The 20,750-nt window shown below is 49.4% G+C and carries 29 protein-coding genes and 3 pseudogenes; 25 read left to right on the top strand and 7 right to left on the bottom strand.

What is annotated here, in order from left to right; translation table 11 throughout:
• Both JCM10550_RS14410 and JCM10550_RS14405 read left to right on the top strand, forming a co-directional pair.
• Positions 1-383 (top strand): hypothetical protein (locus JCM10550_RS14410; RefSeq protein ID WP_218185244.1); only part of this gene is annotated, 383 nt, incomplete at its 5' end.
• 97 nt (positions 384-480) lie between these two features.
• Positions 481-1,218: a winged helix-turn-helix transcriptional regulator gene (locus JCM10550_RS14405; protein ID WP_062400113.1), complete on the top strand. Its 738-nt coding sequence runs from the start codon at positions 481-483 to the stop codon at positions 1,216-1,218.
• A gap of 151 nt (positions 1,219-1,369) precedes the next feature.
• Here the strand turns inward: JCM10550_RS14405 and JCM10550_RS14400 are convergent, their stop codons facing one another.
• From JCM10550_RS14400 to JCM10550_RS14385, 4 genes and pseudogenes are all read right to left on the bottom strand, one after another.
• Positions 1,370-2,410, bottom strand: a complete 1,041-nt coding sequence (locus JCM10550_RS14400) for an ABC transporter permease (protein ID WP_062400111.1) — start codon at positions 2,408-2,410, stop codon at positions 1,370-1,372.
• Positions 2,411-2,644: 234 nt separating this feature from the next.
• Positions 2,645-2,950 (bottom strand): HEAT repeat domain-containing protein, encoded by a 306-nt coding sequence (locus JCM10550_RS14395; RefSeq protein ID WP_062400109.1) that lies wholly within the window; start codon positions 2,948-2,950, stop codon positions 2,645-2,647.
• Positions 2,943-3,194, bottom strand: coding sequence for a HEAT repeat domain-containing protein (locus tag JCM10550_RS14390; protein WP_281175418.1), 252 nt, complete (start codon positions 3,192-3,194; stop codon positions 2,943-2,945). Before JCM10550_RS14390 ends, JCM10550_RS14395 begins: the two co-directional genes overlap by 8 nt.
• A gap of 233 nt (positions 3,195-3,427) precedes the next feature.
• Positions 3,428-4,632, bottom strand: a pseudogene (locus tag JCM10550_RS14385) (cation:proton antiporter).
• Positions 4,633-4,938: 306 nt separating this feature from the next.
• Between JCM10550_RS14385 and JCM10550_RS14380 the strand changes: the two are divergent.
• Both JCM10550_RS14380 and JCM10550_RS14375 read left to right on the top strand, forming a co-directional pair.
• Entirely contained in the window at positions 4,939-6,885 is a 1,947-nt protein-coding gene (locus JCM10550_RS14380) for a PAS domain S-box protein (RefSeq protein ID WP_062400105.1), read from the top strand.
• Positions 6,886-7,054: 169 nt separating this feature from the next.
• Positions 7,055-7,885: a nitroreductase family protein gene (locus JCM10550_RS14375; protein ID WP_083475542.1), complete on the top strand. Its 831-nt coding sequence runs from the start codon at positions 7,055-7,057 to the stop codon at positions 7,883-7,885.
• 216 nt (positions 7,886-8,101) lie between these two features.
• On the opposite strand, the gene JCM10550_RS25320 is transcribed toward JCM10550_RS14375, so the two are convergent.
• Both JCM10550_RS25320 and JCM10550_RS25315 read right to left on the bottom strand, forming a co-directional pair.
• Positions 8,102-8,812, bottom strand: a complete 711-nt coding sequence (locus JCM10550_RS25320) for a hypothetical protein (RefSeq protein WP_281175417.1) — start codon at positions 8,810-8,812, stop codon at positions 8,102-8,104.
• Positions 8,781-9,553, bottom strand: a pseudogene (locus JCM10550_RS25315) (sodium/proline symporter). Before JCM10550_RS25315 ends, JCM10550_RS25320 begins: the two are co-directional and overlap by 32 nt.
• Before the next feature lie 341 nt (positions 9,554-9,894).
• Between JCM10550_RS25315 and JCM10550_RS20925 the strand changes: the two are divergent.
• The 17 genes and pseudogenes from JCM10550_RS20925 (at position 9,895) to JCM10550_RS14320 (ending at position 18,210) form a co-directional block, all read left to right on the top strand.
• Entirely contained in the window at positions 9,895-10,461 is a 567-nt protein-coding gene (locus tag JCM10550_RS20925) for a hypothetical protein (protein ID WP_218185243.1), read from the top strand.
• Positions 10,462-10,516: 55 nt separating this feature from the next.
• Positions 10,517-10,789: a potassium transporter TrkG gene (locus JCM10550_RS20920; RefSeq protein WP_218185242.1), complete on the top strand. Its 273-nt coding sequence runs from the start codon at positions 10,517-10,519 to the stop codon at positions 10,787-10,789.
• Complete coding sequence (locus JCM10550_RS20915; RefSeq protein WP_218185241.1) at positions 10,762-11,343, top strand: potassium transporter TrkG; 582 nt, start codon at positions 10,762-10,764, stop codon at positions 11,341-11,343. The genes JCM10550_RS20920 and JCM10550_RS20915 overlap by 28 nt, the downstream gene beginning before the upstream one ends.
• A gap of 194 nt (positions 11,344-11,537) precedes the next feature.
• A complete protein-coding gene (locus JCM10550_RS20910) occupies positions 11,538-12,329 on the top strand; it encodes an SLC13 family permease (protein WP_083475541.1) in 792 nt (263 codons plus the stop codon).
• Positions 12,245-12,613, top strand: coding sequence for a hypothetical protein (locus JCM10550_RS20905; protein ID WP_218185246.1), 369 nt, complete (start codon positions 12,245-12,247; stop codon positions 12,611-12,613). The genes JCM10550_RS20910 and JCM10550_RS20905 overlap by 85 nt, the downstream gene beginning before the upstream one ends.
• Positions 12,526-13,260, top strand: coding sequence for an SLC13 family permease (locus JCM10550_RS20900; RefSeq protein ID WP_218185240.1), 735 nt, complete (start codon positions 12,526-12,528; stop codon positions 13,258-13,260). Before JCM10550_RS20905 ends, JCM10550_RS20900 begins: the two co-directional genes overlap by 88 nt.
• Positions 13,261-13,405: 145 nt before the next feature.
• Entirely contained in the window at positions 13,406-13,912 is a 507-nt protein-coding gene (locus tag JCM10550_RS23585; RefSeq protein WP_245619296.1) for an MBL fold metallo-hydrolase, read from the top strand.
• A 17-nt stretch (positions 13,913-13,929) separates the two neighbouring features.
• Positions 13,930-14,178, top strand: coding sequence for a hypothetical protein (locus JCM10550_RS23580; protein WP_245619295.1), 249 nt, complete (start codon positions 13,930-13,932; stop codon positions 14,176-14,178).
• Positions 14,175-14,639, top strand: a complete 465-nt coding sequence (locus JCM10550_RS23575; RefSeq protein WP_245619293.1) for a rhodanese-like domain-containing protein — start codon at positions 14,175-14,177, stop codon at positions 14,637-14,639. Before JCM10550_RS23580 ends, JCM10550_RS23575 begins: the two co-directional genes overlap by 4 nt.
• Positions 14,614-14,811, top strand: a complete 198-nt coding sequence (locus tag JCM10550_RS23570; RefSeq protein WP_245619291.1) for a rhodanese-like domain-containing protein — start codon at positions 14,614-14,616, stop codon at positions 14,809-14,811. Before JCM10550_RS23575 ends, JCM10550_RS23570 begins: the two co-directional genes overlap by 26 nt.
• A 14-nt stretch (positions 14,812-14,825) precedes the next feature.
• Positions 14,826-15,341: a YeeE/YedE thiosulfate transporter family protein gene (locus JCM10550_RS14350; protein ID WP_245619290.1), complete on the top strand. Its 516-nt coding sequence runs from the start codon at positions 14,826-14,828 to the stop codon at positions 15,339-15,341.
• Positions 15,341-15,912 (top strand): annotated as a pseudogene (locus JCM10550_RS14345) (YeeE/YedE thiosulfate transporter family protein). The gene JCM10550_RS14350 and the pseudogene JCM10550_RS14345 overlap by 1 nt, the downstream one beginning before the upstream one ends.
• 91 nt (positions 15,913-16,003) lie before the next feature.
• Positions 16,004-16,360: a DUF1622 domain-containing protein gene (locus JCM10550_RS14340; RefSeq protein WP_062400101.1), complete on the top strand. Its 357-nt coding sequence runs from the start codon at positions 16,004-16,006 to the stop codon at positions 16,358-16,360.
• A 188-nt stretch (positions 16,361-16,548) separates the two neighbouring features.
• Complete coding sequence (locus tag JCM10550_RS14335) at positions 16,549-17,229, top strand: TrkA family potassium uptake protein (RefSeq protein WP_062400099.1); 681 nt, start codon at positions 16,549-16,551, stop codon at positions 17,227-17,229.
• 5 nt (positions 17,230-17,234) lie between these two features.
• On the top strand, positions 17,235-17,450 hold the full coding sequence (locus JCM10550_RS20895) for a hypothetical protein (protein WP_062400097.1): 216 nt from the start codon (positions 17,235-17,237) through the stop codon (positions 17,448-17,450).
• A 240-nt stretch (positions 17,451-17,690) separates the two neighbouring features.
• Positions 17,691-17,999, top strand: a complete 309-nt coding sequence (locus tag JCM10550_RS14325) for a hypothetical protein (RefSeq protein WP_157200311.1) — start codon at positions 17,691-17,693, stop codon at positions 17,997-17,999.
• Positions 18,000-18,009: 10 nt separating this feature from the next.
• The gene (locus JCM10550_RS14320; RefSeq protein WP_062400092.1) at positions 18,010-18,210 is read left to right on the top strand and encodes a hypothetical protein; all 201 of its coding nucleotides are present in this window, start codon (positions 18,010-18,012) and stop codon (positions 18,208-18,210) included.
• A gap of 376 nt (positions 18,211-18,586) precedes the next feature.
• Here the strand turns inward: JCM10550_RS14320 and JCM10550_RS14315 are convergent, their stop codons facing one another.
• Positions 18,587-18,865 (bottom strand): hypothetical protein, encoded by a 279-nt coding sequence (locus JCM10550_RS14315; protein ID WP_245619288.1) that lies wholly within the window; start codon positions 18,863-18,865, stop codon positions 18,587-18,589.
• A 357-nt stretch (positions 18,866-19,222) separates the two neighbouring features.
• Here JCM10550_RS14315 and JCM10550_RS14305 point away from each other — a divergent pair, with 357 nt between their 5' ends.
• From JCM10550_RS14305 to JCM10550_RS14295, 4 genes are all read left to right on the top strand, one after another.
• Entirely contained in the window at positions 19,223-19,573 is a 351-nt protein-coding gene (locus JCM10550_RS14305; protein WP_245619286.1) for a ferritin family protein, read from the top strand.
• Between the two features lie 150 nt (positions 19,574-19,723).
• Positions 19,724-19,960: a hypothetical protein gene (locus JCM10550_RS20890; protein ID WP_218185239.1), complete on the top strand. Its 237-nt coding sequence runs from the start codon at positions 19,724-19,726 to the stop codon at positions 19,958-19,960.
• Between the two features lie 23 nt (positions 19,961-19,983).
• On the top strand, positions 19,984-20,157 hold the full coding sequence (locus tag JCM10550_RS20885) for a hypothetical protein (protein WP_218185238.1): 174 nt from the start codon (positions 19,984-19,986) through the stop codon (positions 20,155-20,157).
• 203 nt (positions 20,158-20,360) lie between these two features.
• Positions 20,361-20,729 carry a hypothetical protein gene (locus tag JCM10550_RS14295; protein ID WP_062400088.1) on the top strand — a complete coding sequence of 123 codons (369 nt, stop codon included), beginning with the start codon at positions 20,361-20,363 and terminating at the stop codon, positions 20,727-20,729.
• Positions 20,730-20,750: the final 21 nt, after the last annotated feature.

The following is a 20,750-nucleotide window of genomic DNA, read 5'->3' as shown; positions in this document are numbered from 1 at the left end:
ATTTTTTAGCATCTGCGGACATGAACCAGATGAATAACAATGCCATACAGGTGAATCTGGATGACGGGCTCCTGAGCGCAATACTTTCAGTTATAGATCTGAAGTATTATCTGATCGCACAGAGTTCTGTGCCGATGGAGGCACTAAATACTCTGCCGGCAACCAATTTTGCGTATGATGAAAATAGTGATCAGTATTTCCAGCTTTATGTTCCGGAGGAAAAGGAGCACCTCTGGATCGATCTCAACTGGGCGGGCAGGGATGTAGCATACAAACTGACAGTATTTTCCCCCCGGATGCAGTTATGGGACCGTTTGAGGATTCTGCTGACGGAAGGATGGATCAGCGAATATATCTGGACATCTCTGCTTCAAAGTACCTGACAGCAGGCATGTGGTATTATCAGGTTACCAACCTGAACGGTGGATATAACAATATTAATTTCACCAATTATTATTGAGTGTGTAAAGGAGGGTTGATATGAGGAAGATCGGATATATTGTGTTGGTCATTGCTGTTCTGGGTCTCTTTTCACCCGGAGTATCAGCCAATCATTATTTTGTTCACTCAGGATATGACCATCCTGCTGAAGGGTCGCCCGTATATCCCCCCCAACCGGTATCGTTCTGGGACTTACCCCCCCTCTGGATCATTATCCTACAGTTCGCCTGTCTGCCCGCAGAGATATTTGCAGTGATGAAATGGTGGGCATTCCTCGGCATCAATCGTGTCAGCGGGGGGGGCAATGTCTTTGAAAATGATACACGCCAAAAAATCTATGAGTGCATCAGGAAGAATCCCGGCATACACCTGCGTGGCATTGTAAAGGAGACGAATGTCAGCCTGGGCACCCTTCGCTATCATATCAATCAGCTGTGTAAGAACCATAACCTTGCGATACTGGAGGGGGGGAAGGGGCATACCCACTATTTCGAAAACAGCGGAACATATTCTGTGTCACAGCAGAACGTGCTTAAGCATATGAGAAATGCAACTACGCGAAATATTCTTGAAGTTCTGGCCGCAAACCCATCTGCCACCCGGAAGGATATCGCAGAATCACTTGGTATTGCCGGTTCCACCATAACATGGCATATGAAACGTCTTGAGGAGGACGGTGTGATTGCTATCCGGAATGAAGGCCGTTTTGTGCAGTATCATATCAGTGAGAGTGCAGTAGTGGCGATGGCAAAAACCCGCCACCCTACCAGCGTTTAGCGAGTAGTAAATTTATGTTATATGGTGTGCAATGGAGATCAATTCGTGATTTGCCATTAAAACATGCGATAAAATAAGTGCTGTTGCATTATGCAGTCGTATCTGTTCCGGTGCGTTTCGGAAAGATATTTTATTTGTTTCATTTTTCCTCCTATCTGATATCCATCCGCATAAACCGCACGTAAGCAAGGCCGAGGAAGAGTGCAGGGAAGGCAATCATTGCGATGATATTTTTCAGAATATCTCCGAATATGTCTGTTACCGTCACTTCAGGCCTGTTGTATCTACCGGGATAATATTTACCTAGACAAATCATTTTGTCTGACACCATCCGCAAATTCTTTGGGGGTGAGAACAGTGTGATTATATCCGATACTGACTGCCGTTTGTTTTGGTATTCATCTGATTTTCTGTTATATTCTTCCCAGATCTTGTAATCTCGTTCCTCAATTACTTTGATGCTGTTTAAATCCGAACCTAAGAGAAGTTCATCCTCCGGTTGTGCAGGCGGATCACCTATAATCTGGTTTATTATCTCTCCCTGTGCCATTCCCATGCATATAATGACGACAAAAATGATCAATGAATAGACAAGGGCAGTGCCGCTATCATTTGCTATGGTGGACATAAAAAGTGATAATGCAAAATAAGAGAGTATCATCAGGAATGTTGCACCCTCATACACAAGAATCTTTAATAGTTCATCACCTTCCGGGACAATTCCTGAGATTATGAGGATGGCAAAGGTGACAATAAACACAATGCCAATTACGATAGCAAGCGCCATAACACCGCCAATAGCTTTTCCGTTTATGACTTCGTCACGATATATTGGATTCGACAGCAACATCTTTAGAGATTTTGTCTCTTTTTCTTTTGATATCAGGTCAAATCCCATTGCAATCCCAAGAATTGCCCCCCCGAAAATGATTGTGATCAGGCTACTGAGTCCCATATAGACTGTCATTATGGAGGGTTTTTGCCATCCACACCTTACTTCTGATTCGTCCTCGTCAATGACGGACTGACGTTCATTATATTTCTGCAGGTCTTTGTTGTAATGTGCTACACCGGTGACCATTCCGAGGACTGTTATGATCAGGAATATGCCGAAAATCAGCAGAAATTTTCTGCTCCTGAAGTGATCTCTGAGTTCTTTTTGTGCGATCACCCACAGTCCGTCTGACTTCACGGTTGTTCATCCCCCCCGGTGTTGTAATATGAGAGAACGTTCTCTTTTTGTGTTGAGAGGCCGGGTGTGACGTGGTGGATATAGCAATTTCAATTTCACCAATTATTATTATTATTATTATCACCATTATTATTTATGATTGCCGTGTAAAGGATTATATAAATATTTTCAGGATAAAATCAGAGTTATCAGTGATATGTATCTGATACCATTCTGAGAGCTATCGGTTGTATATTATGATCCCGGTTCATCTCTGCTTTCGATCCGTTTTATTGCCCAATCAGCTTTTTCACCAATATCAGGATCCGCCAGATATTCTTTCAGCACTTTGAGGACTTCTTCTCCTCCAAACGTCACCAGTGCACCCACCGCTTCGACTTTAACGGTAATCTCTTTGTCATTTAAGCATCGGATGATAGGCCCTCTCGCACGCTCATCCCCGATTAGCACCAGTGCTTTTATGGCAGCAATTCTGACTTTTGTTTTATCGTCTTCCAACAGTCCGATAAGTGGAACAACGGCCCTTGTATCTTTAAGCATCCCGAGACCTGTTGCCGCCCCCTTTTCTCAGCCACTGCTCCTCACTGTCGAGGCAGTCTATCAGCGGTAGGGTTGCCCTCTTGTCACCAAGTTTCCCCAGTGATTTGGCAGCGATCCAGCTTACATCGACATATTCATCCAAAAGGGCTTTGATTAGAGGTTCTAATGCCTCTTTGGCGTGCATATTTCCTAATATTTCAGCTGCTTTCCATCTGGATGTAAGATTGTCACTTTCAAGGAATATGATGAGCTTATGTATGTTATCTTGTCTTTTTTTTCATAATCTTCTTTTGAAAGATCATCTTCTTCAGTGGCTTTAACGGGATGTTGCATCTTGGACCACAACGCCATTATGGTACATGAATATTTAAATATGATCCTAAAACGAGAGAATGATTCAGCTCGGTAAAAATCCGAACATTTTTTTAGAACTCTGTGAATCCGGCAGGGGGGGTGCAAAAAAGGAATAATTGAAAATTACTCCAGCCTGCATGCGGCAACCTCCTTTTTGAAGAGCCAGTTCCTGAAGGCGATCGGTGTTATGACCGTTGTCAGAATACTCATCACAACTATTGACGCATATATATCCTGGCCAATGAGCGAGAGGTTCAGACCAAGGAGTGCGACAATCATTGCCACCTCACCCCCCCTCGGTGACATCCCAAATCCTATTGCAAGAGAATCTCTTTTGGAATAGCCGAGCAGCCGTGCCGGAATACCACAGCCGATCACTTTCGTTCCTATCGCGATCACCGTGATTACGACGATGAACAGAAGCACCGGAACGGTCAGGGCGGTTAAATCGACAAGTACCCCCCCAGCGATACGAAGAAGACTGAAGCAAATATGATATAGAGATATTCCGCACCCTCCGCGATGTCCCGGCTGTGTATCAGATTGATGCCATTAAAGGAAACACCTGCAATGAACGCCCCCCCAATAATGGCAGAAATCCCGATAAACTCTGACATCGCCGCAAAGAGAAATGCAATCATCACTGCAAATATGAACACAAACTCGGGGGGGTAGCGTTTTGCAATCGAACTCCTGTCCATTTTGACGATCATTTTTGAAATGACAAAGAGGCCAATCAGGGCGATTAGAATCAGGAACCCAACCTGTTTTATGACGATAAAGGCAAGGCCCTCTATTGAAAAGCTACCGGATGCAACATCAGCCGTTATTGAAAGTGCAAGAAGGCTGAGGATATCATCAATAACCGCTGTACCGATTATCGCCTTTGCAAATTCGGTGTCCAGAATACACATCTCCTTTAAGACGTTGGCTGTTATTGCAATGGACGTTGCAGTAAGTGCCGTCCCGATAAAAAGAGCGCTTTCATGGCTGAACCCAAAGGCAAGAGAGGCAAAATAACCACCAATCCACGGGACAATGATCCCGATAATGCCGATAATTCCGTACTTCACATTCGTCAGATCCTCGATCTCAAACTCAAACCCAATCACAAACATGAGGATTACCGCACCGAGTCCGGCAATAGCCTGCACGAATTCGGTATAGGTAATCAGTCCGAGAACAGAAGGACCGACGATAAGGCCAAGCAAAATCTCACCCACAACTGCAGACTGGTTGATCTTTGACGCAAGAAGATATCCTGCAAGAGCAAAGAACAGCAGGAGAGTCATCTGAAGTTCCACAGGTGGTAATATCCCGGCACTCATCTCAGTTCATAGGTCAATCTGACATATCAGGTTATGGATAAAAAATCCCCCCCGGAACAGGGAATTGAAAACCGGGTCAATAAATCGGGATGAGATATAACCATACCCAAGATATGGGAAAATACTCACCAGGTTCCCATATAATCCATCAGAATATGATACTCAATATCTACAAATTACCATTTGTTTCACAATCAAATCAAAAAACTCATATATGAGAGAGTATTTAACCAATTAACAGATATAAACAATACCAAAATTTTCAAAAGATTTATCATAACGGCCACAATAATACCCATCCGGAACATGGCAGAAACTGATCTCAACACCAGTATTCACCGCGTCCTCTATGTAGATGACGAAGAAGCCCTGTTATACGTCACGCAACTCTATTTTCAACGAGAGGGGGGCTGTAGCATTGATACTGCCGGTTCTGCAGAGGAAGGCTTCAGAAAAATAGAGGCAGGCCACTACGACGCCATTATCTCTGACTTTGAAATGCCTGATATGAATGGCATTGAATTCCTTTCTGCCCTGCGTTCCACTGGGAATGACACTCCGTTCATTATTTTCACCGGAAAGGGCCGGGAAGAGGTAGTGATTGACGCATTCAATATCGGGGGGGCAGATTATTATCTCCAGAAGGGCGGCCATCCAAAAGCACAGTTTGCCAGACTGCATACTATCATCCAGGAAGCAATTGAAAACAGAAGGGCAGAATCCGAAATTCAGCGAAAAAACGCAGAGATAGAAGCGGTGAACAGGGAACTCACGAAAAAAAGTGAAGAACTTCACCGCAATCTGAATGAACTCATCGAAAGCAGAAACCAATTGCAGGAGAGTGAGCAGCGGGTACGTTCCCTTCTTGATTCCTCTCCCTCAACAACCGTCCTCCTTGACAGTAATGGCATGGTATTGGATTCAAATGAGAGTTACCCTGCCCGCTTCGGGAAAAAACGCGAAGATCTTATCGGGACATCCGTATGGAATCTCTTCCCGGCAGATATCGTAAAAAAACGAAGTCTCTGGCTTGAACAGGTATTTACTACCAAGAAGGCCTTCAAAGAAGAAGTCTCATGGGAAGGAATCTGGGATTACTCCATTGATCCGGTGTTTGATGCAGACGGCGACGTGAAGAGTGTGACTGTACATGCAACCGATATCACCCGGCGCAAACAGATGGAGGATGAAATCCGGACCAGTGAAAACCTCTACCGGACTGTGGTGGAAGACCAGACTGAATTTGTCTGCCGGTTTCTGCCGGATGGCACACACCTATTCGTAAATGATGCATACTGCCATTATTTTAGAAAAAAACGCCAGGAACTTACCAACGTAAGATTCAGACCTGACATCCCGAAAGAAGACAGTCTGCGTATAACAGAGATGCTACAGTCCCTTACCCCGGAACATCCGGTCGCGACCATCAAGCACAGATGCGTGATGCCTGATGGTGACATCCGGTGGCAGCGGTGGAGTGACCGGGCGATATTTGACGAGAAAGGCATAGTAACGGAATACCAGTCTGTAGGCAGGGATATTACCGAGATCAAACATGCAGAGGATGCCATCATAGAAGCAAACAACAAACTCACCCTCCTCCATTCCATCACCCGGCATGATATCCTCAATCAGTTGACCGCCCTTCTTATGCTGGAGGAATTCCTGAAAGAAGACATCACAGAAGGGCAACCGTCGGTCTATGTCGATGCGATAATCGATGTTACCAATAAGATTGAGGAACAGATACAGTTCACCCGTTACTATCAGGAACTGGGAGAGGTTCAGCCTGCATGGCAAAACCTCCGGAAGGTCACAGATACCGCATTTACGCAGTCACCGGCAGGGAAAATCGAGACACATACCGATGTTGCAGACACCTGTGTATATGCAGATCCTATGCTTGAGAAGGTATTCCGGAATCTCTACGACAATGTCGTCCGACATGGTAAATCAGCAACTCAGATCCTTGTATCATTCCGGAAAGAAGAGAATAACGGGATAATAACTGTCAAAGATGACGGCATTGGGGTGCCTGCAGATATGAAGGACAAGATATTTGACCGGCACGTAGGATCAAATACCGGACTGGGACTCTTCCTTGTCTCAGAGATTCTCAAAATAACCGGGATCACAATCCGGGAAACCGGGGGGGTGCCGGGCGAAGGGTGCTGTTTTGAAATATCCGTACCGGAAGGGAACTGGAGACGGGAAACCAAAACTGCTCCTGACCTGCCACACCAGCATTCCTGAACTGACCGCTCCGCTTCAGTATCTGCAAATAAAATCCTCATAATTGCGAAAAAACTGTCCGGATGCACAAATATTCCCGGAAACAAAGGGGGGGGAAATTCACGGATTCACATTTCATCACAGAGCACGGAGTAAACAAATAAATACTGTTCTGTCGATTAGACCACCCATGAGTAACATCACTGTCAGCCCGGACGACTGCACGAGATGCGGGGGGGTGTGCGTGAAGATCTGCCCGGTGTCGATCATCTCAATGAAAGAGGATAAACTGCCAAAGATTGCAAAAGACCTTGAGGACAAGTGCATCAAATGCGGACACTGCGAAAACTTTTGCCTGTTTAATGCCCTGAAAACAAATTTTGAAGGGGATTACCCGTTATCCATGAACGAACGGGCTGCTGATATCAAACCAGAACAGCTCGCAAAGTTTGTTCAGACCCGCAGGTCAATCCGCCACTACCGCAAAAAACCTCTTAACCGTAAACTTATTGAACAGATGCTGGATGTCATCCGCTACAGCCCGACCGCAGCAAACAGCCAGAAGGTGAAATGGATTGTCGTCCATGACCCGGAGAAGGTACAGGAGATAGCTGCTCTTACCGTAGACTGGATGAAGACAGAGGTGGAGAAGAGACCAAACCATCCCTATTCCCTCCAGTACAACGGTATCATCCGAAGATGGGGGGACTGGGCGAGGATGCGGTCTGTCATAACGCACCCCACCTCCTTATCGCCACAATACCGGAAGGGAGCACCTGGGCAAAGGCCGACCCCCATCATTGCACTTGCCTACTTTGAACTGGTTGCAAAGGGATATGGAATCGCGTCCTGCTGGAACGGATTTTTGAAGATCGCAATGGAGGAGTTCGCCCCCATGCGGGAAGAGATGGAAATCCCCGAAGGCTACATGCCCTCATATGCTCTCACCTTCGGATACCCGAAACAGCGGAGCACGGGGGGGGCACCCAAAAGAGATCCGCTGAGCATTAAATGGGTCTGAATATATCTTTTTCTTCACGGAATGGAGAAAAATAAACCCATTTTTAACAAATACTGATGAATTTCCACAATCAGGAGACTGTTTCGGTTATTCCTGAATGCTGCAGCCCATGGGAGAGACAGTTATCAGGATTGTCAAAGGAAATAATCCTGATAAAATAGACCATGCACACGTTTTGAAACGTCCGTTTCAGGATAATTCTTCCAAAAAAGGAAATTAGTTCCGGGATTCTTCCATTCTCCGTTCAGTCTCATCAAAGACCTTCATGACAGAATCACCGGGAGGCGGGGTCATCTTACTGACCACATAAATTGCCAGAATGGAGAAAATAAACCCGGGGGGGATGATCTCATAAATACCGAAGAGCCCCCCCACCTGTTTCCAGATCAGAACAGTCAGGCCACCGACAATAATGCCCGCGAGGGCACCCTGCCGTGTCGTTCTCTTCCAGAAGAGAGCCATCAAAAGGAGCGGGCCAAACGTTGCCCCCCCAAACCCTGCCCAGGCATAGGAGACGATGTTAAAGACAAAACTCTCCGGGTCCAGCCCGAGAAGAATCGCAAGCACCGCTACCACAAGAACGGAGATCCGACTGATCCATATCAGTTCACGGTCGCTTGCCTCCTTTTTGAAAAAGGAGGTATACAGATCCTGTGAGACAGCAGATGCACTCACCAGAAGCTGGGATGAAGCGGTACTCATGATTGCGGCGAGAATTCCGCAGAAGACAATGCCTGCAAGGAACGGGAATAATACCTCACCGGTCATCAGCATGAAAACCGTCTCTGAGTCTGCACCCACCAGAGGCTGACTCAAAAAGACCCGCCCGATAATACCGATTGCAACAGCAGCACACAGTGAGATGATAACCCACACCATTGCAACCTTTCTTGCCTCACTCACCTGTTCTGCCTTCTCGATTGCCATGAATCGCACAAGAATATGAGGCTGGCCAAAATAGCCCAGCCCCCCAGGCAAGCATCGAGACAATCGCAATGATTGTCAGGGGGGGATTTCCATCCGTATCAAGGAACGGATTAAAAAGCGCAGGATTAATATTGCTGATACCAGTCGTAACAATTTCAGGGCCGCCGAGAATCGCAAGGGCAGCCATCGGGACAATCAGCAGTGCAAAGAACATCAGAATACCCTGGATAAAATCCGTCAGGCAGACCGCCTTGAACCCACCGGTAAAAGTATATGCAACGACAATCGCAGACCCAAGGATAAGGCTGTCGTATAGTCAAGGCCAAATACCGTATTGAAGAGTTTGCCGCCTGCCACAAACTGGGCAGAGGTGTATATGAGGAAGAATATCAGGATAAAAACCGCAGATATTCCGCCGATGATGTCTGACTTATCTTCAAACCGGTTTCTGAAAAAATCCGGAAGTGTCAGCGAGTCATTTGCACACTGGGTATAAACTCTCAGGCGCTTTGCAACAAATTTCCAGTTCAGGAATGTTCCGATAATCAGTCCGAGTGCCACCCATCCGGCTGACATACCAGTCAGGTACGCAAGACCAGGCAGGCCAATTAACAGCCATCCGCTCATATCTGAGGCTTCAGCACTCAGCGCTGTGACATACCGGTTCAGACCACGGCCACCAAGAATATAATCGCTCACTGTTGTCGTCCGTTTATAATACAAAAAACCAATCGTAACCATCACGCTGAGATAGACGACAAACGCAGCGAGAATTTCAATATTATTTATTTCCATAGTACACCTCCTAAAATACGTACCTTCGATAGCTGAATCTGTAGTCCGGGAAAAGAATGAGAGACGTGAAACATTCAGCCTGTACATTTTTTTGAGTGATAATACTTAAATGATAATTTACGGCTATTGAAAATAATCCGAAAAAACAGTCAAATCAGGAAAAGTGCTGCAATTCAGTCATATGGTGCGGAAGGAAACACCGGGTTCGGACATTTCCCACGGACAGGGGATACGCATGAGTCAGGTGAAACATTAAGAACCCTCTCTCCATAGAAGAGGATGTTCGTATGTATGAACTGGTCTCCCCGGTGAAACTGCTTATTGTTCTGAAATATCTTTCCGTTCTGGTGATGGGAGCGGGTGGCATGCTGTTAGTGCCCCCCCTCGTTGTCGCCCTGTATTTTGGAGAATATACCGTTGCAGGTATCTACACGATAATCGGGTTCTCTATCATTCTTCTGGGATTTTTCTTCCACCGCCTGCTGCCGGAAGGGGAACTGGAGTGGAAAGAGGCCCTCATCATTGCAGCGGTCATCTTTCCCTTTGCAGCACTGCTGAGCGCCATTCCCTTCACCCTCTCGACAGGAATGCCGTTTCTGGATGCCTATTTCGAGGCAGTCTCCGGGGGGGTGACGACGACCGGTCTTTCTGTTGCTCCGGCAACAGTCGGCCCGGCGTTTCTCTTTGCCCGGTCATGGCTTCAGTGGGTGGGGGGGGCATCGGGATTATTATTATCATCCTCATGGTCTTCATCCCACCGGGCACGAGTGCCCACCGCCTGTATGCGATCAACAGCCCCCCCGGAACGCCCCCCCTGCGGCCAGGAGTTACGGCAACCGCAAAAGTGCTGGTGAAAATTTACTGCCTGCTGACAGCTGTCTCATTTTTCGTCCTCTTTGCAGGGGGGGCATGCCACCCTTTGATGCAGTCTGCCACGCACTCTCCGCAGTATCAACCGGCGGTTTTTCAACACAAACGGAATCTGCAGCCGGGTTTCCCGGACTCACCATCCCGTTTCTCATCACCATCAGCTGCCTGATGGGGGCCTTTAATTTCAGCCTCTATCCCCCCCGACTCATTGAGAATAAGAAAGCCCTTTTTTCAGACATTCAGTTCAGGTACTTCTTGTCTTCGCCACCATTGGTATTCTGCTGTTGTTCTTCACCCTGGCCGGAACAATGAATCCCGCTGAAGGACTTTTTGTCTCCGTCTTTCAGGCATTCTCCGCACTGAGTACTGCAGGATTTTCCACGGTTGACATAAACACTCTCCCTGACGGGTCAAAGGCAGTCCTCACCGCCCTCATGTGGGTGGGCGGATCGGTGGGGTCAACGGCAGGAGGCATTAAGATTCTCAGGCTTATTATCCTCTTAAAAGTGGTGCACCTGGTCTTCATCCGGTATTTCCTGCCCCCCCGTGAAGCACTGACACCGCTCAAACTGGGGGAAGAAGTGATTGAGACCGAGATGGTCTACAATATTCTCACCTTTGTCTTTCTTTATTCAATGGTCCTCGTGGCCTCCAGTTTTCTTTTCATGCTCTATGGTTTCGGACTTGACAATGCCCTCTTCGAGGTCTCGAGTGCCCTTGGAACGGTCGGCCTCTCCTGTGGCATCACCAGTGCCGCGATGCCAGACCTCCTGAAGGGCGTGTTAATCATCGATATGCTCCTCGGAAGAATTGAGATCGTGCCGCTCTTTATTCTGGCATTCCCGAGAACATGGGTGAAGAGGTAGGACGATGGGAATCTTCAACGGTGCATCACATTTCGGTTTGTCCCACCCCCCCGAACAGAAACCGAAGGATACCGCCCATCCCGATATGCATTCCCGCTCACCGACCACTGAACCACGGAGATGTTGCACAGCCGCCAAATCTTTTTATTGCACGATACGTCCATCAGGGAGATACTGACATATGGTGGTAACCGGTGACCCCCCCTGAGATATTCCTCGTTCTCATTGTTCTTGCAGCAACCGTCGTCCTGTTTGTCACAGACAAACTCAGAGTTGATATGATTGCCATCATTATCATGCTCACGCTCGGATGGCTGGGTCTTGTCAGCCCCCCCGCCCAGACGTTCTCCGGGTTTGCCAGCAACGCCGTCATTTCGGTGATGGCGGTGATGATCCTCGGTTACGGGGTGGATCGGACAGGTATGATGATCCAGCTTGCACGAAAGATGGTCAGGATTGCAAATGCAAATGAAAAGAAACTGGTAACCATCGTCTATTCAGTTGTCGGAATTATGTCAGGATTCATGCAGAATATCGGGTCGGCAGCACTCTTTCTCCCTGCAATCCTGCGCATTTCCAAAAAAACCAATCTCCCCCCCCGTTCCCGTCTGATAATGCCGATGGGATTCATGGCAATCCTCGGCGGGACCGTTACGATGGTAGGGTCGTCCCCCCCTCTCATTCTCCTCAACGATCTCATGCTACAGGGAGACCTTGAGCCGTTCGGCATCTTCGCTGTCACCCCCCCGATAGGCCTTGTCCTCCTTCTGACCGGAATCCTGTATTTTCTCCTGCTGGGCAGGCATATACTCCCATCCGGTGATGGAAAGGGAATCACCCCCCCCGGTGCAACAGGAGATCATCGAGACCTGGCAACTCCCGGAGAACATGCACCATTATATTGTTCCCAAAAAAGCCCCTCGTCGGCACAACCAGAGAAGATAACTCCCTCAAATCCCGCTACTCTCTGCATCTTCTGGCGGTAAAGACCGGGAGGGATATTCTCTATGCACCGTGGCGGTATACGGTCTTTGCCGAGGGGGGGCAGGTACTCTCCCTTCTCGGAACAAAGGAGGATGCAGAACAATTTGCGGCAGACTATGAACTCGTCCCTGTGGGGGGGATCCGGAGCGCCACACAGAAGAAATCGGAGAAGAGCATGCCGGATTTGCCGAAATCATCGTGCGGCCCCACTCGCCCTACACCGGAAAGACCGTCCGTGAAGTATCATTCAGAAAACAGCATGGCCTTGAGTTCATCCTCTCCCTGACAAAGGAAGGGGGGGAACACCGGCGGGACATCTCTGATATCCCCCCCATGAATCCGGGGGGGGATACGTTTGTCGTCTTCGGTCCGTGGGAAAAGATCGGCCGTATCGGACAGGGTCCGGAGTTTGTGCTGAGCACCGTCCCCCCCGAAGAGAAGGGAGTTGAACCCACCAAGGGCCCTTTTGCCCTCCTCTGTCTTACAGGCGGCATTTTCCTCACCTTCACCGGCGTCCCGATAGCGCTCGGCCTCCTTACCGGTGCTGTTGCAATGATACTCGGCAGGGTGCTGACCATCAACGAGGCATACCATGCCATTGACTGGCGGACCGTTTTTCTCCTTGCAGGACTGATCCCGTTGGGTATTGCCATGGAACAGACCGGAACAGCGGCCTTTCTTGCAGACGTCATGATGAACCTGCTTGCCATGGCGCACCCGTTCCTCATTCTCCTTGGCATTGCAACACTTGCCACCTTTTTTAGCCTCTTCATGTCAAACGTGGCTGCAACCGTCCTTCTGGTGCCCCCCCTCGTCATCATCATCGGCACCTCTACCGGTCTCGACCCCCCCGTGGGCTGGCCCTTCTTGTCGCACTCTGCGCCTCAAACTCGTTCGTCCTCCCCCCCACGCACCAGGTCAATGCATTCCTGATGACACCCGGAGGCTACCACAATGCCGATTACCTGCGGGCGGGAGGGGGGGAATGACACTCCTCTTTCTGTTCATTGCGACGGGTTTGATTTATATATCATTCGTAGTATAGGATGCAGCATTGAAATCCGGGACGGAGAGAATTATGCTGCTGAAACAATTCTTTATTGAAAAAATTGCTCACAGCTCGTATCTTATCGGGGGGGGTACCACGGCCTGTGCCATCGTTGATCCGAGCCGTGATATTGACTGCTACCTCAAGGCCGCAGAGGCGGAGGGACTAAATATCACCCATATTCTTGAGACGCATCTACATGCGGATTTTGTATCAGGCCATCTGGATCTTGCCGAACAGACAGGCGCAACCATATATGCTCCCGCCGCGGGCCACTGCAGTTTTGCGCATATGCCACTCTCCGATAATGACACCTTCCGCATCGAAGATATGGAATTTCGTGTCCTCGAAACGCCTGGGCACACACCCGACTGCCTCGTCTATGTGGTCACCGACACTTCACGGGGAGACACTCCGGTTGCGGCGTTTACCGGCGATACACTCTTTGTCGGGGATGTCGGGCGTCCCGACCTCTTTCCGGGAAAGGCACGCGAACTGGCAGGAGAGCTGTATGACAGCTTCACACAAAGGTCATGAACCTCCCTCCCGAATGCATGGTATTCCCGGCACATGGTGCGGGGGGGTCACTCTGTGGGAAGGCCATGGATGCGATGCGGTTTTCAACCATCGGGTATGAGATATCCTACAATCCGGCACTCCTGATCACGGATCGGGAGGAATTTATCCGGTCACTCACCGTTGATATGCCTCCGGCACCCGATCACTTCTCCCGGTGCAGCGATATCAACCGCAGGGGGGGGCCGGCACTTGTCAGGAGTCTTGCCCCCCCCTGCGGGCGATGAAACCAGCCGAATTTTACGAGCGGATGATGAATGCAGACACCATCGTGGTGAGCATCCGAAACTATGCCACCTTCGGAGGACAGCATATTCCCGGAAGCTATCATATTGACATGGGCGGCAATTTTTCCACCTTCGCAGGATGGGTGCTGCCACCGGACAGGGAGATCCTCCTTGTAACAGACAGCCCCGAACAGGCCCGTGAGGCGGCAGTCCAGCTTCGGCGGGTCGGCCTCGACCGGACAATCGGCTATCTCAAAGGGGGGGGCACCCACGCATGGGTGAGTGCGGGGTATACCACCGATCATATCCACCAGCTCTCCCCCCCTCGGAAGTGTATGAAAAAATTCAGGACTCCGACACGGTTCTTCTCGATGTCAGATCTTCTGACGAATACCAAGAGCGGCACATACCGGGGGGGCAGTCAACATCCTGGCCATGGATCTCAGGACACGGGCAGATGAACTTGACCCCGAACGGCCCACGATTGCGATGTGCCGGACCGGGCACCGTTCGAGCCTTGCCTGCAGTATCCTGAAACAGCAGGGTTTTTCCGATGTCTACAACGCCGCCGGTGGACTCACCGGCTATATCGCCGCAGGATTCTGTCGAAGAAAGAGTGAAGAGGAGATATAGCAAGGGGGGGGAGGATGGACTGGACACCATATATTGCAGGAGTTGGTATTGGCGTGCTCAGCTGGGTTGCATTTCTGCTCTCAAACAAACCACTTGGGTGTTCAACCGCGTACACGCGGACGAGCGGGATGATTGAACGTATCTTCAGGGGAAAAAAGACGGACGAAAAACCCTACTACCAGACATTTGCTCCTCTTGTTGACTGGGAATGGATGCTGGTCGCAGGAGTGGTTCTGGGAGCGTTTGTTGCATCGGTGATGTTGGGAGGATTCTCGTTCGAATGGGTGCCGACACTCTTCGGCGACACCTTCGGGTATGATACCGGGCTGCGACTTGCCGTCGCTCTTGTGGGCGGCATTCTCATGGGACTTGGCTCACGCTGGGCCGGGGGGGGTGCACGAGCGGCCACGGGATCAGCGGTACCTTCAGCTTGCGATATCCGGCTGGATTGCCGTTGTCGTCTTTTTTGTGTCGGGTATTGTGACAGCGTTCCTTCTCTACGGGGGGGTGCTGTGGTGAGGAGGAAATGATGTTTGAACACCTGCATGAAAACACCCGGCTCCAGCTGGTGATCGGCTTTCTCATCGGTTGCTGCTTTGGAGGTTTTCTCTACATCGGCGGGGGGGTGACCGAGTACAACGTGATCCTCGGCCAGCTTCTCTTAACAGACTTTACCGTCATCAAGGTGATGCTCACCGCAGTGGTGGTGGGGGGGATGATTGGCATCTATGCAATGAAGAGCAAAGGGATCATCGAACTGCACCCCAAACCCGGCTCGATTGGTTCCACAGTCATCGGCGGCATCATCTTCGGGATGGGATTTGCCATCCTCGGCTACTGTCCCGGCACGGTCGCAGGGGCTGTGGGGCACGGGGGGCCCTTGATGCCCTCTTCGGCGGTGTCACCGGCATCCTCATCGGTGCAGGCATCTTTGCGGCGGCCTACCCCCCCACCCTCGATGAGAAGATTCTTTCCAAAGGGGGGGTCTTTCGGTTCCTGACAATTCCCGATTACCTGAAAACAAATCCATGGTACATCATCATCCCGCTCTGCATCCTGATTGGAGCGGTAGTGACAGGGCTGGAGTATTTTGGTCTATAGAACTATTAATCCTATCCCGGACAGTGAATGGAGATTGCTCCGCCCCCAAAGACAATGCATTATTTATAACCTCCGTACCATTCTTTTGCCTATGAGTCTTCTGGCCATAGATGTATACGGCCTCTTTTTTGAGTTCCTTCATATACTCACGTTTTTCTTTGAGGTGACCGGAGCCATTATCATCATCTATGGGGGCCTCACCGCAATCGTGAAGATGCTACTCCTGGAATTCAGGAGGATCAAGATCCCCCCCTATAACCAGATCCGGATGAGTCTGACGAGCAAGATCGTCTTTGGGCTGGAGTTTCTCATTGCAGCGGATATCCTTGCCACCATCGTCGCCCCCCCGACACAGCAGGAACTGATCATGCTCGCCGTGGTCGTCGTCATCAGGACCGTTCTCGGCTACTTCCTTGAAAAGGAAGCTCTTGAATTCGAGATTACGTAATATGGCAATGTCACGGAAAATGAACGCTCAGGATATCCAAACGCAGAGACACGGGATTAACAGTGCTACAATATCAACATTCCTGAAAGGGGTTTGATCGGTGATATGACCTTGAGAAGAGTTGAAAAATAGTGCCGCTGTATATATTGGCATTCACGGGAACACATTGAACTGAAGAGGCAGTAATCATGCGAGTCATCATCGTGGGAGGAAGTGCGCTGGGTATCAATCTGGCACGGACACTTATTCGGACAGGATCTGAAGTCATTCTCATTGAACGAAATCCAAACCGGGCAAAAGAGCTTTCAGAAACCCTTGACTGTAGCGTTATAAATGCAGAAGGCACCCGACCGGATATTCTGGAAAAAGCAGAGATTGAGAAGGCCGATGCCATCGTCGCCTGCACCGGTCATGATCAGGATAATATCATCATCGGGCTGATTGCAAAGCAATTCAGTGTCCCTGAGATCATTATCACTACAGAAGACGTCCAGTTTATGACCGTTGCAAAGCGGCTTGGCTTTCACCACGTCGTCAACTCCCCCCCGCAGACAACGTCCAACAGTATCTTCCATACACTCCGGGGGGGTATCGACACCATCGAACTGTCGACCATGATGCGGGGGGGAGATGTCAGGTTCATCAGCGTCATTGCGGGAAAGAAGTTTGAGGGAACGGAACTCCCCCCCGAGATTACCCTCCCAAAATACAGTGTATTCATCGGCCTCTACAGAAACGACGATTTTCTCCTGTACACCCAAAATCCCGTAATAAAAGAGAGTGACGAAATTATGATCGCCACCCGTGTCGAATTCGTCGACAAAATATATGAGATATTCAAAGACGATGAGAAAGAGGAGATACCATAGAAGGCATGTCCGGACATATTTATCCTCTTTCAATCATTCATATCCGAAATTCCTCTCCTCTGAACCCGGAACAGACGTTGAAAAAGAACCCTGTTTCGGCAATGATGCGGACATACATCACTCTATTTTCCCTTTTAACCGGCCGAATCCCCCCCACTATCATGGACAGTGCCTGTTCCGGGGGGGAGAACGGATCAAATAATGCATGTCATGATATGTAGCACATTTTCAGGATATAACCCACAGAATGCTGCTTTTTTCCCGGAATTCACAATCGTGAACCACAAGCATTAATGTGGGAGAAACCGGTGATGGGTTGATCTTCGGGGGGGCAATCAGCCACAGGCAAAAGCGTGGTCTCAGCAAAATCTAATATTTCTATGATACTGATCTCCCGGATGAGTCTACACCCAACGAAAGACACAGCCTGTCGCCCAAACCCCCCGGAAGGTGATGAAAAGATGGTACAGAAACTCAATCAAATCCCGGCAGAACAACGCTGGGATATTGCAACCCGGTGCGCAGACATCATGCCTTTTGCCTATGACCAGGCATTCAGGAAGGTTGCGCCGGAACAGCTCAGGGAACTTGACCAGGCAGAACGTGAGATCTGGCGCGAGATGGGGGGGAGAAAACAGGGGGGGCTATCGCAAAAAATCTTGGATACTCCACCAACTCGGCATTGGAAGTTGCTGAGGCATTCAGTGAGATATCAGCGATCATGCTGGGGCCGCACCTCCGGGGCCGTGCCGTATCTGAGGGGGGGGTAATTCAGCGACGGTGATTACCGATGAATGCCCGATGCCGGCAAACGCAAAACGCTTCGGGATAGAGACAAAGCATGCATGCGAACTCTGCAATGCCTACGTTACCGCAGCAACCGAGAGTCTGAACCCCCCCAACTACCGCCTCAGATCAGACAGGCACATATGCATGGGCGACTCCTCCTGCCGGATGACCATTGAGAAAATCCAGAGATAATCTATTTTCATCAAAAGAAACCCTTTTCTTTCGTTAACAATTGTGCACGAGGATCGTTTATTTTTCTCTCTTTTCCTGTCCCGGGGGGGCGGACAATGATCATTGTCTGGTTCTGTTCCCGGCTTCACCTGCCTGAAAAGAGCTTCCCCTGCCCGTGAGTTCATGCGATCAGGATTGACTCAGGGGGGGAAGTTCCCATATCAACAAAGAGAATATCCGGGGGGGTTGATTCTCCGATATCCCTGCATAACCGGGAACATTGCACATTGATATTTTTTCTGGATATACTACGAAAAATGCCCGTTGCGTCAGGAAATGAAACTCATCATGCATATCGGGTCGGGAAAATACAGATGAAAAATATTCCTGCCAACGCTTACTGCGTGCATTCTTCATGCAGCTCAGGCTTACAGAAATCGGTTCTGACAATAACAGGGCCTTTCATGTCAACAGCATACCGATCTGGATTTTCGACAAGATCGGCTACATTGATCTTCATGTCGATCAGGTTTTCATAACTGAACAGTTCAGACATCGTGCTGTTCCCGGAGAGGAAGGATACCTGAATTCCGTTAAAACTCTTTGCGGCGTGGATGATCGGATCCATGAACTGGACTATGGTAAAAGATCGTAATAAACATATACCCCCCCTCATCTCCCGGATCCACAGGCAGCACATCGATCACGAGTCAGGAGAGAAACATGCCCGTTATCTGTGGCCCGCTCTTTAAGAGCCGGATCCGTATGATCAAATCATTCACAAGGCGAATAATCGTAAAAATGAAGGGAATAAATCCCTTATTCTGCACCTTTGATTCCCCCCCATTCGACAGGCCCGGCCGGGCACTAGTTATATATTTCACCTACCCAGTTACCCCCCCATCCTCAATGGGGGGAAACGAGACATGAAAAAAGAAGAATTCCGCGGCATTCTCTCAGGTGCCATCGCAAACGAGGTGGAATCATACACATTCTACCGGGGGGGATTGAAAGATGCACAACTGATGAGACGATGAAAAAGATATTCGGAGACCTTGCCAAAGAAGAACAGGGTCACCGGGAAACACTGGAGGATTTCCTCACGCAACCGATTAAGTCATTTCACTTTGACGAAGCACGGGACTACAAGATTTCGGAAACGCTCGACGTCCCGCAACTGACAACGGATCTGAAACCCGTTGAAGGCATCGCCCTTGCCATCAAAAAGGAAGAGGACGCACGGGATATGTACCGGGCACTCGCAGAACTGAGTACCGATACGGATCAAAAGAAGCTATTCACCAACCTTTCCAACATGGAAGCCGGCCACAAGGCACAGCTTGAGGATCTCTATACCAACATGGCATTTCCTGAAGTCTGGTAGATTTTTTTGAATGAACAGGGGGTGCGGGATTACCGTACCTCTGCTCCGGTTCAATTTGAAAAAACGGAACAACCTTTTTTGGGAAACCGATTCATGGTCATTTCAATAAATCCAAACACATAACCGGATCTTCCCGATATATCATTCAATATGGATATTCGGGCCAGTGCAGAGAAGACCTATCGGTCTATGCTGCAGATAATTCCACAAATCATCGGAATTCTGCTCCTTGTAAGCCTTCTTCTGACAGTAATCCCCCCCCGGAATGGTATGGAAAAGTATTTTGCGGCCATCCGCTCGCTGACCCGGTTGCAGGTGCGGCCCTCGGGAGTATTGCTGCCGGAAACCCGGTCACAAGCTATGTCATCGGGGGGGGAGAACTCCTGAATACCGGCATCAGCCTCACCGCGGTGACCGCATTCATCGTTGCGTGGGTCACCGTCGGCATTATTCAGCTGCCCGTGGAGATGAACATCCTCGGGAAACGGTTTGCCATTGCACGCAATCTCTGCGGGTTTATCCTTGCCATTCTTATTGCCATCCTGACGGAAGGCACCCTCTCTCTCCTTGGAGGGATACAGTGAAACAGGGAGAGGGGGGGCAGAAAAGGGAAAAGGGAACGGGAAAAAAAGAACAATTCATCATTCCCCCGTCATCTTCCTCGGGATTGTCATCGGTATCTACTGCATTGTTGCCATGATGGACACCGCCATCGCTCTCCATGCACTGGAGACCTTTGGCGGGATTCTCCGCCAGATCATCCGGTACTGGTGCTGGTCTGTGCCTGATGTTTCTCATCGATCTCTTCATCAAACCAAAAGCAATTGCAAAATACCTCGGGTCAGAATCAGGAATCTTTGGATGGATTGTCGCGATCATCGCCGGTATCATTGCAACGGGCCCTGTCTATGTCTGGTATTCAGTGCTCGCCGACTTCCGGGAAAAAGGGATGCGAACTGCCCTTGCAGGCGTGTTTCTCTATATGCGATCCGTTAAACTCCCGTTTATGCCGGTGATGATCTACTACTTCGGAGGCCTCTATACCGCAGTCCTGACCATATATCTGATTGGGTTCTCTGTCGTGGTCGGGCTGATCTGTGAAGCAGCAGACGGGAAAGAGATAATTCCCGGCCCTACAGAGAAATCATCCCGATAGACCCCCCCAGAAAAAAGCAGA

Source organism: Methanogenium cariaci JCM 10550 (assembly GCF_001315945.1).
Taxonomy (GTDB): Archaea; Halobacteriota; Methanomicrobia; order Methanomicrobiales; family Methanomicrobiaceae; genus Methanogenium; species Methanogenium cariaci.
The sequence above is the reverse complement of the archived record's forward strand: the minus strand, read 5'-3'. Positions and strand labels throughout refer to the sequence as shown.

Bases quoted from the DNA above. Each gene is read 5' to 3' on its own strand.
- JCM10550_RS14295 (WP_062400088.1), top strand. From the start codon at position 20,361: ATGTTTCTCATCGATCTCTTCATCAAACCAAAAGCAATTGCAAAATAC.
- JCM10550_RS23580 (WP_245619295.1), top strand. From the start codon at position 13,930: ATGGTATTCCCGGCACATGGTGCGGGGGGGTCACTCTGTGGGAAGGCC.
- JCM10550_RS14380 (WP_062400105.1), top strand. From the start codon at position 4,939: ATGGCAGAAACTGATCTCAACACCAGTATTCACCGCGTCCTCTATGTA.
- JCM10550_RS20895 (WP_062400097.1), top strand. From the start codon at position 17,235: ATGTCCGGACATATTTATCCTCTTTCAATCATTCATATCCGAAATTCC.
- JCM10550_RS14405 (WP_062400113.1), top strand. From the start codon at position 481: ATGAGGAAGATCGGATATATTGTGTTGGTCATTGCTGTTCTGGGTCTC.
- JCM10550_RS20925 (WP_218185243.1), top strand. From the start codon at position 9,895: ATGTATGAACTGGTCTCCCCGGTGAAACTGCTTATTGTTCTGAAATAT.
- JCM10550_RS20920 (WP_218185242.1), top strand. From the start codon at position 10,517: ATGCCACCCTTTGATGCAGTCTGCCACGCACTCTCCGCAGTATCAACC.
- JCM10550_RS20890 (WP_218185239.1), top strand. From the start codon at position 19,724: ATGGATATTCGGGCCAGTGCAGAGAAGACCTATCGGTCTATGCTGCAG.
- JCM10550_RS14375 (WP_083475542.1), top strand. From the start codon at position 7,055: ATGAGTAACATCACTGTCAGCCCGGACGACTGCACGAGATGCGGGGGG.
- JCM10550_RS14350 (WP_245619290.1), top strand. From the start codon at position 14,826: ATGGACTGGACACCATATATTGCAGGAGTTGGTATTGGCGTGCTCAGC.
- JCM10550_RS14325 (WP_157200311.1), top strand. From the start codon at position 17,691: ATGGTACAGAAACTCAATCAAATCCCGGCAGAACAACGCTGGGATATT.
- JCM10550_RS25320 (WP_281175417.1), bottom strand. From the start codon at position 8,812: ATGGCAATCGAGAAGGCAGAACAGGTGAGTGAGGCAAGAAAGGTTGCA.
- JCM10550_RS23575 (WP_245619293.1), top strand. From the start codon at position 14,175: ATGAAACCAGCCGAATTTTACGAGCGGATGATGAATGCAGACACCATC.
- JCM10550_RS14340 (WP_062400101.1), top strand. From the start codon at position 16,004: ATGAGTCTTCTGGCCATAGATGTATACGGCCTCTTTTTTGAGTTCCTT.
- JCM10550_RS23585 (WP_245619296.1), top strand. From the start codon at position 13,406: ATGCTGCTGAAACAATTCTTTATTGAAAAAATTGCTCACAGCTCGTAT.
- JCM10550_RS14305 (WP_245619286.1), top strand. From the start codon at position 19,223: ATGAAAAAGATATTCGGAGACCTTGCCAAAGAAGAACAGGGTCACCGG.
- JCM10550_RS14315 (WP_245619288.1), bottom strand. From the start codon at position 18,865: ATGAGGGGGGGTATATGTTTATTACGATCTTTTACCATAGTCCAGTTC.
- JCM10550_RS23570 (WP_245619291.1), top strand. From the start codon at position 14,614: ATGGATCTCAGGACACGGGCAGATGAACTTGACCCCGAACGGCCCACG.
- JCM10550_RS14395 (WP_062400109.1), bottom strand. From the start codon at position 2,950: ATGCTTAAAGATACAAGGGCCGTTGTTCCACTTATCGGACTGTTGGAA.
- JCM10550_RS14335 (WP_062400099.1), top strand. From the start codon at position 16,549: ATGCGAGTCATCATCGTGGGAGGAAGTGCGCTGGGTATCAATCTGGCA.